The organism is Bacillus sp. AFS053548, from assembly GCF_002575105.1.
Classification (GTDB): Bacteria; Bacillota; Bacilli; order Bacillales; family Bacillaceae_G; genus Gottfriedia.
Window position 1 is genome coordinate 122,258 of record NZ_NUHI01000005.1, and the last position, 14,543, is coordinate 136,800.

Below are 14,543 nucleotides of genomic sequence, written 5' to 3' on the forward strand. Positions count from 1 at the left end.
TGCCCTCCGCTTTAATATGTCTTACTATACAAATGAACATCTTTATAAATCGTAGACGTTACATAGTGAATTCCCATATGATTTTCTATATTGGCTAAGTAATTTTTTATTTCTTCATTCTTCTTAACTAGCTCAACCATTTCAATATGATTAATTAATTCTGTTGAATAGTAGTTTTTAGCCTTGTTTAAACTGAATCCATCAAATCCCGCAAGATAAACATGATCAATAAATAAACGATTTAATAGATTAATAGCCATTAATCCTGCGTTATCTGAAATTAAGGAGTTTTCTAGCAGTAAATCCGAATAATTAACGACTATTGATGAATCGACTTTTATGTTTGTAATGTTAGATGTTGTTATTAAGGTTGTTGTAAATGATAAATCTTTTATCACATCTTCCATACTCTTAAATCTCTTACTATTGCTAATAAAAATGGCATTACAGTTAAAAGTACTTGGTAAAAAATTTACGCTAATAATAAATGGATCCTCTTCGTTTATAAACGTTTTAATATTCTCTAATTCTTTTTCGATTGATTTACCTGGTGCTAAGATAAGTACTTTTTTATTGCCAATTAGCTTCCTTAATCTCTTCAAACTTTCTGTATCGTCTACCAATTGCATTTGATGACTTATGTATAAATCTTCAATATAATTTTCATCATAGAGATCACGTTTTTTGTTCGGGATTTGCCTCAATATTGTATTGATTGACTTAACAGAAATCGTCTGTTTATTCATTAGATATGATGCATAGTTAGGGTGACAATTATTGATTGCCGCTATGAAATAGGGAACTGAATAACCCCATTTAGGCTCATTAAAAAATCTACTCAAATGTTCATCTACAATTTCCAATAACGGTACTATATTATATTTTTCCTCAATATTTTCATTAATGTACTCGGAAATTAGCTCCGTGCATAAATTTCCAGCTCCTCTTCCCATACCAAATACCGAAGAATCTATTATTATATTTCTTTTAGTGTGCATTGTTAGTAATTCTTGGGCATTTGAAAAAGATAATTGTAAATTATTATGAGAATGGAATCCGATATTAATTGTTTTATCAAGATTATGATCTAGTAGGTGGTACATTCTTAGTAAATTATTTTTGTACATGATTCCAAGTGTATCTACTAAGTAAAATGCATATGGTTTTAACTCATTAACTTTTTCAATCAAAGCTAACAGATTTGCATCAGTATAACTAGTAGTACCAACTGGTTGAATAAACACTTTATACCCTTTTTCAATTAACATTTTTCCATATTCTAATGCTTCAGCAATTTCTTTTTCATTATCATGGAATGTTAATCGAATTCCATCAATTGAAGTACCATCATATACTTTTATTTTATCGATTGAGATGAATGGTTGATCAATCATAGCTACGTAAATAGTATCTTTATTTTTTGGCTGAATCAGTTCTTTTATTTTTTCAATATCATTGAAAATTGTAGTATCATTATCATAATCCACATCTCTAAGAAATCCACATTCGATAATGTCTATATTAGATTGCGTCAACTTTTCAATTACTTTTTTAACTGTCCTCTTACCAAAATTCCAATCGTTGATGTATCCACCATCGCGTAAAGTACAATCGAGTAGCTTTATATTGTTCACTCAAATACCACACTTTCTAAACGACTTTTGATGATATCTCTTACTTTATCTAAATCTTTTGGAGTATCTACGGAAAGAGTCGTCACATTTGCTTCCACAAATTTTATCTTTTGACCATTCTCAATAAATCTAAACTCATCAATGTCTTCGGCTGCTTCCAAAGGGCCTCGTGGTGCTGAATAACAGAACTCCAATGCACTTTTTGTAAAACATTGTACTCCAACAAACTTTTTATAATAGAAATCGTATGTCCCTTTTGGATAAGGAATTGGACTTCTAGCTAAATATAATCCATATCCAAAAACATCTGTTGCAATTTTTATTTTAGAGAAGTCCACAGCCTCTAAAGGATTCTTTAATTCTGTCATTAAATTTGATACATATAATGACTTCGAATCAACCCCATTAGGTAGAATTCTACTAATCGCCTCAGTTTCAATTAAAGGTTCATCACCGTTTACATTAATATAAAAATCAGCATCTACTAATGTAGAAACTTCGTATAGACGATCTAGATGTGTTTTATGATTTTCAGAAGTCATAATCGTTTTTATTCCATAGCTTTCACAAACTTCTTTAATTCGTATATCATCTGTTGCTACATATACCTCACTTAGTCCCTCTAATCCTTTTAATCGTTCGTGAACCCACCAAATCATTGGTTTTCCACAAATATCTGCTAATGGCTTACCTGGGAATCTTGACGAGTTATATCTAGCTGGAATAACACCAATGATTTTCATAAATTATCTTCCTCCTGATATCATCTTATAGATTAAAAGGCCTTGTTCATTTTAAAGAACGTTCACATAAAATATTTCTACTAAATTTTTTCTACTATAAAATTATTGTATTTATTTTCGTATAGTTGACTTTCATATGCTTGAAAAAACTTAATTCGCTCTACTAGATATTCAAAATATATTCGTTCTCCTTTAAGATTTCCCTTTATCTTTCGAAGAATAAATTCTAAGTAAAATATATATCTATATATTTCCGACTGATTTAAAAGAATTGCTGCCATTTCTGAATTAATAAAATTGTCTTCTAAGTAATTCCGAATAAAAATGTGAAATACGTTTTCAAATTCACCACTTGTTTCGTGCAACTTTATTTCACTTACGTTTGAAAACTTTTCAAATATAAGAAAGTAAAGATCAAAAAATGAACTTCTAATTTCTAAAGTATTCCAATCTATAACCTTAGTTATCTTTTTATTCTTAAGAACATTTCCTTCCCAAAAATCCCCATGGGTGAATCCTAAAAGAATTTCTGTTTTTAAACAATTTTTTTTCAATTCTTTATTTATATCTGAAATAAATTCAAAAATAGGTTTTATACTATTAATTAATGTGAAATCTTTTTGTAATAAAGGATTTAACAATTCATCTATTCTCTTTGTAATGTTTTGGAGATGTTGCCCCAATGAGATTACTTGGTAGTTTTTACTTAATAAAATATCTCTTAATATAGGTAAAGCCTCTGTATGAACATTCTGAAGACTAAAGAAAGCCGGTTTTAAATTTATATAAGATTCTTTCATAAATCTATTACTAATATTCCAATCTAGTAAACTTTGTGATAATTTACAATTTTGAGCTTCGATTAGTTTATAAATTTTATCCTCCATTACATTACTTGAAAAATTGTTAGGAAATATGGTCGTAACACTTTGCTCTCTAAGATTTACAATTTTATGCTCACCGTGCCCCACCAAAATTAAACAATTTCCATAATGCGATGACGACAATGTTGGAAAAGTACCAGGCTTTACTTTATTAATTCTCCTTTTTTTATAATATAAGTATGCAAATTCCAATACTCGAATAAGTCTAACAATTGGTATAAAAAAATTAATAAAGCCAATTTTAGTTTCCCTTTCTAGAAAACCAAAAGGTTTCCCTTTAAAATACAGGAAGAATATAAGGCCAATTAAACTTTGTTCTAAGTTAAAGTAAAGCGAACTATATAGAAAGTTATCTATATAAATATAAGTAAACTCCTCCATTTAAAGCTCCCTCTTTTTGTCCTTTGATGTAAGATCCTTAATTTTTAAGTTTAAAAGTAGCTGTTCATTATATTGAACATTGACTAAAAAAAATATTACATAAGGAGGTGTAGTCTAGCAATTAACAAAACATATTTTCTTTATTAAGAACTACTTAACACAAAAATTATCATCTTTTTAAATACCTGTCAATTTGGATTTTAATTAGTTAAAGTAATTAAAGATTCTTCTTTATTATTGTCTGCTAAAACATTATCAAGATTGACTCTTTCAAATATTTCTAGCATACCTCCTCTAGTAGCATTAAAGATTTTAATGTTTTTCTTATCCGCATATTCCCTTGCCACTTTGTACGCATCAATCATTTTTAATCCAGCAACTGAATAATTAGAATCATAGTAATTATAGTTTTTAAAATGGTGGTTCAAATCACTAGAATAATTACTATCTGCTCCAAGTAAATAGATCTCCTTAAATCCCATGTAAACTGCAATTTGTATAAGCGAGTAAGTAATTGTATATCCATCATACACAACTGCAAATGCATCATCGCTAAATTTTGTATTATATTTTTTATGCATCCAATTATGGTTTAGCATGTTCATTGGATAAACGTAAAATTCTTCTGAAACAGTATCACGTTTTAAAATAGATTCACCAATAAATTTGCATTCAGAATCCAATTCTTTAATATCATCTTTGAACTTAAAATAATTTCTAATATCTTGAATACCGTAATAGGTTGGCCTCCAATCTGTTTCGTTAAACGCGAGGCAAATTGAATTCATACTAAATGTTATTTCGTTACGAAGTTTTTCCAAATCCTCAACTTTCAGACTTGGTCCCGTTGCGACTATAAAACATCTTTCACCTAAATGTTTATTTTTTATACTTTTTAATTTTTCGAAACGACTTTTTCTGTCAATACGAGTTACTCTTAAAAACTTTTTAAAGTTGAATATAATATTTGGTATAATGACTGGTCTAATGATAGGAATAAAATCATATCTTGTTTTTCTAATACAGTCATAAAAGTACAATGTAACCTTATTACTTTTTAGGATGTCTTTTAAGATATTTCTTATTGTCATATTTCCCATTCCCTTATTATTTTTCAATTTTTTTAAAAGAAAGTCCCCGTTTTAGCCTCGATTTGGTCATTATTTATTTTTATTTCCTTTAACTTACTAAGTCTTTCTAACAACCTATAATCCGATATATTATTACCATATAGATTAATTTTCTCTAAATTAGATAGATATTGTACTCCATCTAGGTTAGAAATATTTTGACCGCTTAGATCTAATTCTTTTATCGAGCTCAATTCAGAAATCGTTATCCATTTTACATTTGGATTATGAAGCTGCTGTCTAATACAACGTTCTAAATTTCGATCTATAAATGTGGCGATTCCAGCTATTTCAGCAGTAGTATAGAATTCCAACCCTAATGATTTTGCTTCTTTAATAATTTCTTCGATCATTTTAGGGGAGGTTCTCCACGTTCCAGCGAGTTCCGATTCTTCTCCCCAACCAAAATCTACCCACTTTACATCTTCAGGTAATATAGAATGCGACATTAAAATTAAATTTAGCCCAGTTTTCTTAACAACTCTCAAAATTCTTTTTATATACTTTTTATTTTTTAAAAATATACTATCTATACAAATTGCAGGTGCAAATCCAGAATGATTGAAAGGAGTTAAATGATCAGCAGCCGAATGTCCCCTCACAACTTTAAAATACTTTGGAACGATCTCGTTTATCATTTCATCATTATATGCTGCAAATGGAAATGAATAAGTCACAGGCAATTTAAACTTTTCTTTTGTTTTAGAATGAGTTTGTTTCTCCACCCATTTAAATAATGATTCTATTTCATCTTCAATCCATTTTGTTAAACCATGTTCCTCAATATATGTTTTAGCATTTTGGTGCGTTAAGCTATGGTGAGCAAGTTCATGACCATTTGCTTGTAATTCTAGTAACAGATCTATTTCCTTTTGATTATGTTCCCTTTCACCTTCAAAATGGTGAAAGGCGTTAATATTAAATGTTACTTTAACATCGTAATACCCAAATAAATCCATTCCATATTTATACCATTGCTCAACTCTAAAACTGTCATCAAATGAAAATGCAATGCCAGGTCTATTTATGAAAGAAACTTCATTTTCACCATTTTTTGGTTTTACTTTCCTTTCCATCTCCCTAATTAAATTCCCATAAAATCCATGCCAGTACCAAGTTTGGGCTGCTTTATTTTTTATTTTTTCTAATCCTCTCCTAAACATTACGTACCTCCTTTAAGAATAGTTTAAATTAGATATTTACCACTATTAAATAACTGAGTGCTTTAATTTATGGTCAACTGTCACTAATCTACCTTTATTCAATTTGAAAACAATATCACAGTTCTCAATTGTACTCAGACGATGCGCAATAATAATTAACGTTTTTTCTCCCTTTAAGCCATCAATCGCTTTCATAATTTCTTTTTCTGTTTCATTATCCAATGCAGATGTTGCTTCATCCATAAAAATTATTTCTGGATTGTGGTATAGTGCCCTTGCAATTCCAATACGTTGACGTTGTCCGCCCGAAAGTCTTACTCCTCTTTCACCTACAGTTGTGTTTAATTGATCAGGAAGTGATTCAACAAATTCTTTTAATTGTGCCTGCTCTAGTGCTCTCCATACAGCATAATCATCTATTTGGTTCTCATCTAAACCAAATGCAATATTTCCGCGAATTGTATCATCAGATAAAAAAATCGATTGTGGAATATAACCAATTTTTTGCTTCCATGTTGCTCTTTGATCATTTAAGTTTTTTCCATCAATTAAGATTTCTCCGTTTTCAGGGTGAAATAACCCAAGAATGATATCAACTAAAGTTGTTTTTCCAGCACCAGATTCACCAATAAATGCAACAGATTGACCGATAGGAATCTTTAAAGATACATCTCTAACTGAAAAGTCTTTCTGATTAGGATATTTAAAAGAAATATCCTTCAATATAATAGAATCTGTAAAAACTCTTTCATTTTGGTCAAGTATTTTTGAAGGATCCTCAAGAACCGGATGGTCACTGCTTAAATGTTGATCTTTATTTAAAAACAAATCGTCATAAATAGTTGATAAAGCAGGTTGAGAGTATCGAATTGCAGTTATAAATCCTACAATACGAGTAATTGAAGGCATTAAACGAAATGCTGCCATAGCAAAGAGTGCCATTGTTGAAACTAAACTTGTAGTATTACTACCTTTAAAAACGATGATTAACATCGTAATCAGTACGATTGTTACCATAATCGTTTCGATAAAGTATCTCGGCACTTGATTTAACATTCCTAATTGTCGACTATTTCTTGCGCCTATTTGACTTTGAGCAGTAAAGGCATTAACAAAGAAATCTTCTTTTCCTGAAACTTTTACTTCTTTACTTGCACCTAACCCTTGGTTTACCCACTTAATCATTGCAGCGTTTACTATTTGTTGTTCCGTACCTAGGTGGCTAATCTTTTTACGAAAAAATCTAAAAAAGATAAATACACTTCCACCTAGTAGTGTTGAAGCAATAATAGTTGCTAAAGGAGCCGTAAAAATTAACAAAGCTAAAATAAATGATGTTACTAGAATTTCTGTTAATAGTTGAAAACCCGATATGATAATTCCTTGGAAAAGTTTTGTGATTTCTGAATTTATGTTTCGGAGTAATTCTGATGTATTTCTTTGTAAATGAAATACATAAGGTTTCGTTAAATACTCCTTAAACAGGCTTCTAGATAGTCTTACTTGTTGATTTAGAATGACACGTACTTGTATATAGTTAAAAAATAATAGATATATGTTTTTAATAAAAAAGATTGAAAGCAATGCTATGCCTGCAAATACGATAAATCCATTAATTGAATTGAAATGAAAAAAATTATATAAAAACGATAAAATAGCTTGTTCTTTAATTACCTTTGGATCAGTTAAAATCCCTACAAAAGGGAAAATTGCTCCAATTCCAATTGTTTCAAATACCGCTGCTACTATCATCATGATAAATAAAATTATTAGTTTCTTCTTTTCCTTTTTGTTAAAAAGCATTAGTAATTTACTTAACGAAGACTTCAAATTATATCACCCTTTAAAAATAAAATAAGTAATCCCTAATACTTAGAAAGGATTACTAAGTCTTTCCCTTGTTATAAATCTTATATTTATTAGATACTTTTCTACTTTATATATAGAAACAATTATAGAAACCTCAAAGGCCATTCAATATCCCTTGTTTTAGAATTTACGATATTCTAGAAATGATTTCCTCTTCATACTTAATGTCGTTAATTCCGTGAACATCAGTACCATCTGGAACTTCACCTACATATTTATTTTTAATTGCTTCTTTTTCTACAGCTTTATTTAAAAACCATTCATATTCAATATCAATATGACCAATATCAATTGCATGATAGCCATAATTAGCTAAGTCATAAGCTAATACCGTAGCTGTAGGCCCAAGCGCAATTAACACTAGTTTTGACTTATCATTTTTTATTACTTCTTCAAATATTTGATCATACTTTGCAAATGCGTCAATAGCTGGACATAAAATTCTTTTTATAGATTTGATATTATCGAACAAATTATTTCCAATCCCTAGTCTACTTTGCTCTCCTTCGATAATAATGACTTCTTTTTGATCCCACAGTTTTTTAAAGGTCTTAAATCTGAACTCAGCCTGACTTTTATCCTTATAGTCTATATAAAGGCGAGTGACTAATGAATCATAATAGACCTTGTTCTTTTGTAGTAGTTTATAAATCTTATATCGATTTAAATTTAAGTAACTTATCCAATAATTTCTTGATCTGTCTGTACACCAGTCAACATTTTTAAAAACATTTGGAATAAAGACTTCGTGATTTTCTTGATTACTTTTGATAATTTCCCTTAATCTTAAGCTTAACTCCTCTGAATACGGCTGAAACCTTAAGCTTTTTCCGTTCATTAAATTGAACTCACCATCGCCATACCTACTTATAGAACATTTATTTTGAACAATTAGGTTTAAACTTTCATCAGTTGTTTTTACAGAAGGTTGGCTAGAAAATAAAAAAACCATTCCATTAAATAGGGTGGTAATCTGTTCAATACTTCTTATTTTTATTTTTGAACCTAACACATACATTCTTCGGTATATGCTCATCCATTTTTTCTCCTTGAAAGGAAATTAATAATTAACTTATACAAAATTGGGTGAATACGTGTTGCAAATAATAATATTTTTACATTTGTAACATACTCTTTTAGTCTGATTGTTTCAGTGAAGTAATTGTTTAAAATCTCGGTTACTTTTTTATATTCTTTTTGATATAAAATATGATTTGGATCTAGTGAAATGGTGTTTAAAACGGCCATTGCATTATTAGCCAGTTTTAGTGTTATGATTGGTTTTAGTTCTGGATAATATCGACTTACATAACTATAGATTTCGTCGTAAATCAGTACTGCATCAATACTTTTATTTTTTACTGCCAGATCCATTGTGCTATTTTCGCGCTTAATATAATGATATTTTGGTTCACCAATATAGCATACTTTTTCACTCTCATTAATTACTTTATAAGTAAATGCTGTATCCTCATACATAATCCCTTCTGGAAATCTAAGATTTTCCAAAAGCTTTCTTTTTATTAATTTCGACCAAACAACTTCATCATATAATGCACCTTCAAATAATGCCTTCATTGCCTGACTTCTATTATGTATCGTTAATGGCTCTGATCCATTTACGATTGTTTTGTCGTTATAATGAACGATACTCGTACAGTTTGCAATATCACAGTCATTCACAATACAGATATTATAAAGTAGTTCATACATATCCGGTTCAATCCAGTCATCACTATCTACAAACCCTATATAATCGCCTTTAGCTATGTTTAAAGCAGCATTTCTAGCACTTGCCTGCCCGCCATTTTTTTTATGAATTACTTTTATTCGGTTATCCTTTTTAGCATACTCATCGCATATTATTCCGCATTGATCGGGTGATCCATCATCGACAAGGATAAGTTCAAAGTCAGTTAGCGTTTGAGCTAAGATTGAATCCACACATTTATGTATATATGGCTCTACTTTATACACAGGAACAATAATACTTATTTTGGGATTCATTTGTTCACTACCCTTTCCATTATTATTACTTTACGAATATTAGAGTATGTTCTTAAAAGGTAATTTAATCCCCACATATAATTCGTAAATATAAAGTTAAACTTGTTAATATTTAACTTCGAAGTCTTTACTATAGGATAAAATTTCTTTAGATTTGGATTTACTAAAAATTCTCGGTAACTTTTTAGTATTTTATTTTTTAATTCATTTCTATATTTCTTTTTTGGATCAATTTCTTTATTGTTAAGTAGTTTTTGATAAAAAAATAAAATACGGGTAAAAAAATAAGATTCTGATAAAGTAAGTAATGATTGTTCACTAACCCGTTCACGTATAAAATGAAATCTCTCTTCATCACACTCTAAGCCATCTAGGTTCCTTAAAGTGAATATTTCTTGCTTTGACATTGTACTCTCGTTTCTTTGTACGTAATAATATTTACTTACACCAATAAATACGTATTTCTTTACCAAATAATATATTTTAAATGCTAAAAAACCATCTTCATATAGCTTATTTGGAAATCTAAGATCATCAAAAATTTCTTTTTTATATAACTTATTACAAACTGAATTCCTGTAACCATTGTTTAATAGTCCTTTTAGAGCGAATATATTATCACCAATTTCAACTTGGTTATTATTTTGAATTTCTTCTACCTTGTTTCCATTTACAATTTTCATGCCGCATTCAACAACATCCGCTCCGTATTTCATTGCATTTTGAAATAACAATTCAAACATATCACTTTCGACATAATCATCACTATCAACAAATCCTATATAATCTCCCTTTGCTATATCCAATCCCATATTTCTTGCGCTAGCCTGCCCACCATTTTCTTTATGAATTACTTTAATTCTATTATCTTTAGAGGCATAATGATCACAAATTTCTCCACTTTTATCTGGTGATCCATCGTTAACTAGAATTAATTCGAAATCAGCAAACGTCTGATCCAATAGTGAATTTATACACTTATAAAGATAGGGTTCTACATTATATACAGGAACAATAATACTGATTTTTGGATTCATTCATTTCACTCCATCTTATCCAATATATTGATATAACTTATCTATTTCAGAAGTAGTATCTACAATTTCGTTTAATAGATTTCTAGATAATTCCTCGCTTTTTCCAGGGTTGTTAATTAAATATGTTATTTTTTCATATAACTCATCTTGGTCAAATTTTACAATTAACCCATCATAATTATCAGTAATTTGCTCATACGCCCCTGTAAAATTTGTAGTAACGATTGGTTTATGCAAACACCTAGCTTCAGCTAAAGTAAGACAGAAACCTTCATGTCTAGAAGTTTGTACATAAAGATCGGCATTTGCTACATACGGATATGGATTTTGTTTTGCACCTAACAAGATAAAATTGGATTCTAAACCAAGTTTATGAATTAACGCCTCGTATTCCTTGCGATCCTCACCTTCGCCAATGCAATACCATCTCACGTTATATCCATTTTCAATTAATTTTGATAATACTTTTATAGCCATATCTTGACCCTTTTCCATCGAGAGTCTTCCAACCGTCAAAATTTTCATTCCTATGAAACTATTATCAAAGTCAACCTTTGCTAAAGACATATTATTAATTACACTTGAAGAAAGTATATTTTTAAATACTTCTGTTTTCTTTACATCTTGTGGTAATTTTTCAATTAGCCTTTTCTTTGCTTCCTCTGAAACGACAAAGATCTTATCGAACTTTTTATGAAGATTTTTATATAATTTCGTATTTATTAGATGTTTTGAAACATCGAAGTGAACCCATGACACCTTTTTTTTAGCAGTTACTCTGTTGGCGATATAATAATCAATGATGTCAGTAGGACCTTGATATGCGATAGCTACATCATACAAAGTAAAATCTTTTGGAACATCCTTAAAAATATGATGATAATAAATATTTCGATCTGCAGTTTTTTTGGAAATTAAGTATTTACTCAAAAAAGATAGCATTTTTACGTATTGCTTATTATCAAAGTAATCTTTCAAAGTTTTGTGTGGAGGTTGTAATATAATATCTTTAATTGTAGCAAACCATGTAGCTTCTACTACTTTAACCCAATCTGGGATATTACCGAAAAATCCGCCTTTTTTCTCTAAAAGTAGGAGCGTTATATCATATTTATCTTTTGGAATTACTGATAATAATGATAGAAAAGATTTCTCCACACCGCCTATATTCATACTACTAAGCATAAATAAAATTTTTTTCTTCATATTTCACCCCAAAAATGAGTATTAAAAAACCAGAATATCGATCTAGATGACTAATGAGGTAAATTTTTTATACATAGAGTAAATTCAATTTCTCTATTTCCTTTGTAGTATCTACAGATTCTTTTTGTAAATTTATTTTTATTTCATTTCTTAAAATCTCATTATCTAGTAATTCCTTAACTGCCTTATACATTTCCTCTTCATCAAAATTAACAATTAAGCCTGTTTCCCGATTTGTGAGTTGTTCGTTTGCACCGGTAAAATTTGTTGTTACGATTGGATTATTAAAGCATCTTGCCTCAGAAAGAGTAATGCAATATCCTTCGTGTCGTGATGGCTGAACATATAGATCGCATTGCTTCATATAAGGATATGGATTTGTTTTCGTACCTAATAAAATAAAGTCTTCCGAAACATTGTACGCATTTATTAATTTGAGATACTCTGCCTTACCTTCTCCATCTCCAATGCAATACCATTTAACATTGTATCCAGCTTGCTTTAGTTTCGATAATACTTTGATTGCCAAATCCTGGCCCTTTTCAATTGAAAGTCTTCCAACCGTTAGAATTTTTATTCCTTTAAAATCTTCATCAAATCCTGGCTCTCTTTCCGCCATCTTTTCGATTAAACTTGAAGAAATAATATTTCCGAATGTATTTATTTTGTTTTTTATTCCAGATAACTTCTCTATAAGTTTTTCTTTTCCTTCATTTGATACAACGAAAATTTGATCAAACTTTTTATACAGATTAATAGCAAACTTGTTATTAAAGGAAATTTTAGTTACATCAAAATGAATCCACTGAACTTTCTTTTTGGCGTTTATTTTGTGCATAACAAAATAGCTTATTAGATCCATTGGACCTGCATAAGCCACCGCTATATCATATTCTTTTTCAAATTTGCGATAATCCTTTAATACATATTTAAAGTATGAACTTCGATCTTTCCTAATCTTTGAAAGTAAGTGATGAAAAATTAAATTAATAGCGCGAATCGGTTTAGCATCTTTTAATATTTCCATTGCTTCCAATAATGGTGGATTATTTAGTAAAGCTTTTATTTTGTCGTAATCTTTTACATATTCAATTCGAATATTACTTGGTAATTCATTTAAAAAACCACCAAACTCTTCTAACATAAGTACAGTTATTTCGTATTTATCCTCATGCATCTCAGATAACATATTTAGTAGTGCTTTTTCAGTTCCACCAATATTCATATTAATTATCATAAATAATATCTTTATTTTCATAGGCTTCACTCTCTCTTCTTACATTAACCTATTAACTCATAAAATTTTTCTAGTTCTTCGACATTGCCTTTTTTCTCAACTCGTAAGAATTTTACTATATTCTCTTTGAGTTCATTATCCATGATTAATTTCAATATTCCTTTTGTTACACCTTCAGCCGTCATATCTACAACTAAACCATTTTTCCCATCAATCATTTGACTATAAACCGCGTCAAACCTTGTTGTAACTACAGGAATATTTAGCATTCGAGCTTCAGCAATTGCAAGACCAAATCCTTCAAACTTCGATGTTTGAACATAAAGATCAGCATCTTTTATATATGGGTAAGGGTTTGATTTTACTCCTAATAATATAAAGTTTGTATGTAACTGATGATCTTCAATATACTTTTCAATATCTCGTTGTAACGGGCCCATTCCTAAGACATACCATCTAAAGTCAATGCCATGTTCTTTCAGCTTTTTGCATGCTTCTAAAGCTAGATCATAACCTTTTTGATGGGCTAACCTTCCAATGGTTAAAATTTTGATGCCATTATAATTATCCTGATAACTATCTCCATTTAATGCCATTTGGTTGATAAATTCTGGATTATTTATATCAAAAATAACCTCCACTTTGTTGGAATAACTAGGAAAGGTCTCTAAGAAGATTTCACGTGTAGAATTTGATACAGCTACAATTTTTTTATAGTGATCATAAAATGGTACTTGATAATTCCTTTCATGATCAGTTAAATGATAGCTTACGTTTACCCATGCATATTTTTCCTTAGCTATAACTTTATCAGCGACATAAAAAGTAGGAATACCTTGTGCATAGCTTATTGCAATATCGTATACTTTTTCATTTTTCTCGATCACATTGGAAACACTTTCCCAAAATATTCTTGCTTCTTCCGCTATACTATAATTTTTTCGCCTTATTTCAAAGGAATAATTTAGCCTTGAAAATAGCATATCAAATTTAAATTTCTTAAATGAGTAGATAACTGAGTCAGTCATACTTAGCTCAGTAAATTTTGTGTATTTAAGGGGGGGTAAAATATTTACATCCTTAGGAACCAGCTTCTCGAATTCACCACCGTGTGCGAATAACATTAGATCAACGGAGTATTCTTCTAGATTTAATAAATTCAATAGTGTTGTTAAACTTTTTTCCGCCCCTGCTATGTGTAAGGAATCAATAACAAAGAGTATATTTTTTTTCACTAGAAAAACCTCCTTTA

12 protein-coding genes are annotated in these 14,543 nt (G+C 29.6%); all 12 read right to left on the reverse strand.

Annotated elements, in window-relative coordinates; translation table 11 throughout:
- Positions 1-11: 11 nt before the first annotated feature.
- The 12 genes from CN946_RS02420 to CN946_RS02475 all read right to left on the reverse strand — a co-directional run bounded on the left by CN946_RS02420 (position 12) and on the right by CN946_RS02475 (position 14,526).
- The gene (locus tag CN946_RS02420) at positions 12-1,634 is read right to left on the reverse strand and encodes an aldolase catalytic domain-containing protein (RefSeq protein WP_098859749.1); all 1,623 of its coding nucleotides are present in this window, start codon (positions 1,632-1,634) and stop codon (positions 12-14) included.
- Positions 1,631-2,377 carry a 3-deoxy-manno-octulosonate cytidylyltransferase gene (locus tag CN946_RS02425; protein WP_098859750.1) on the reverse strand — a complete coding sequence of 249 codons (747 nt, stop codon included), beginning with the start codon at positions 2,375-2,377 and terminating at the stop codon, positions 1,631-1,633. The genes CN946_RS02420 and CN946_RS02425 overlap by 4 nt, the downstream gene beginning before the upstream one ends.
- A gap of 80 nt (positions 2,378-2,457) precedes the next feature.
- Entirely contained in the window at positions 2,458-3,642 is a 1,185-nt protein-coding gene (locus CN946_RS02430; RefSeq protein ID WP_098859751.1) for a protein kinase family protein, read from the reverse strand.
- 200 nt (positions 3,643-3,842) lie between these two features.
- On the reverse strand, positions 3,843-4,733 hold the full coding sequence (locus CN946_RS02435; RefSeq protein WP_098859752.1) for a 6-hydroxymethylpterin diphosphokinase MptE-like protein: 891 nt from the start codon (positions 4,731-4,733) through the stop codon (positions 3,843-3,845).
- A gap of 32 nt (positions 4,734-4,765) precedes the next feature.
- The gene (locus CN946_RS02440; RefSeq protein ID WP_098859753.1) at positions 4,766-5,935 is read right to left on the reverse strand and encodes a polysaccharide deacetylase family protein; all 1,170 of its coding nucleotides are present in this window, start codon (positions 5,933-5,935) and stop codon (positions 4,766-4,768) included.
- Between the two features lie 45 nt (positions 5,936-5,980).
- Positions 5,981-7,765: an ABC transporter ATP-binding protein gene (locus CN946_RS02445; RefSeq protein WP_098859754.1), complete on the reverse strand. Its 1,785-nt coding sequence runs from the start codon at positions 7,763-7,765 to the stop codon at positions 5,981-5,983.
- Between the two features lie 166 nt (positions 7,766-7,931).
- A complete protein-coding gene (locus CN946_RS02450; protein ID WP_098859755.1) occupies positions 7,932-8,840 on the reverse strand; it encodes an SP_1767 family glycosyltransferase in 909 nt (302 codons plus the stop codon).
- On the reverse strand, positions 8,837-9,811 hold the full coding sequence (locus CN946_RS02455) for a glycosyltransferase family 2 protein (protein WP_098859756.1): 975 nt from the start codon (positions 9,809-9,811) through the stop codon (positions 8,837-8,839). The genes CN946_RS02450 and CN946_RS02455 overlap by 4 nt, the downstream gene beginning before the upstream one ends.
- Positions 9,808-10,848 carry a glycosyltransferase family 2 protein gene (locus CN946_RS02460; protein ID WP_098859757.1) on the reverse strand — a complete coding sequence of 347 codons (1,041 nt, stop codon included), beginning with the start codon at positions 10,846-10,848 and terminating at the stop codon, positions 9,808-9,810. Before CN946_RS02460 ends, CN946_RS02455 begins: the two co-directional genes overlap by 4 nt.
- Before the next feature lie 15 nt (positions 10,849-10,863).
- The gene (locus CN946_RS02465) at positions 10,864-12,054 is read right to left on the reverse strand and encodes a glycosyltransferase (RefSeq protein ID WP_286133792.1); all 1,191 of its coding nucleotides are present in this window, start codon (positions 12,052-12,054) and stop codon (positions 10,864-10,866) included.
- Positions 12,055-12,121: 67 nt separating this feature from the next.
- Entirely contained in the window at positions 12,122-13,312 is a 1,191-nt protein-coding gene (locus CN946_RS02470) for a glycosyltransferase (RefSeq protein WP_098859758.1), read from the reverse strand.
- A 23-nt stretch (positions 13,313-13,335) separates the two neighbouring features.
- Positions 13,336-14,526: a glycosyltransferase gene (locus CN946_RS02475; protein ID WP_098859759.1), complete on the reverse strand. Its 1,191-nt coding sequence runs from the start codon at positions 14,524-14,526 to the stop codon at positions 13,336-13,338.
- Positions 14,527-14,543 lie beyond the last annotated feature (17 nt).

Bases quoted from the DNA above. Each gene is read 5' to 3' on its own strand.
- CN946_RS02425 (WP_098859750.1), bottom strand. From the start codon at position 2,377: ATGAAAATCATTGGTGTTATTCCAGCTAGATATAACTCGTCAAGATTC.
- CN946_RS02430 (WP_098859751.1), bottom strand. From the start codon at position 3,642: ATGGAGGAGTTTACTTATATTTATATAGATAACTTTCTATATAGTTCG.
- CN946_RS02435 (WP_098859752.1), bottom strand. From the start codon at position 4,733: ATGACAATAAGAAATATCTTAAAAGACATCCTAAAAAGTAATAAGGTT.
- CN946_RS02440 (WP_098859753.1), bottom strand. From the start codon at position 5,935: ATGTTTAGGAGAGGATTAGAAAAAATAAAAAATAAAGCAGCCCAAACT.
- CN946_RS02450 (WP_098859755.1), bottom strand. From the start codon at position 8,840: ATGAGCATATACCGAAGAATGTATGTGTTAGGTTCAAAAATAAAAATA.
- CN946_RS02455 (WP_098859756.1), bottom strand. From the start codon at position 9,811: ATGAATCCCAAAATAAGTATTATTGTTCCTGTGTATAAAGTAGAGCCA.
- CN946_RS02460 (WP_098859757.1), bottom strand. From the start codon at position 10,848: ATGAATCCAAAAATCAGTATTATTGTTCCTGTATATAATGTAGAACCC.
- CN946_RS02465 (WP_286133792.1), bottom strand. From the start codon at position 12,054: ATGAAGAAAAAAATTTTATTTATGCTTAGTAGTATGAATATAGGCGGT.
- CN946_RS02470 (WP_098859758.1), bottom strand. From the start codon at position 13,312: ATGAAAATAAAGATATTATTTATGATAATTAATATGAATATTGGTGGA.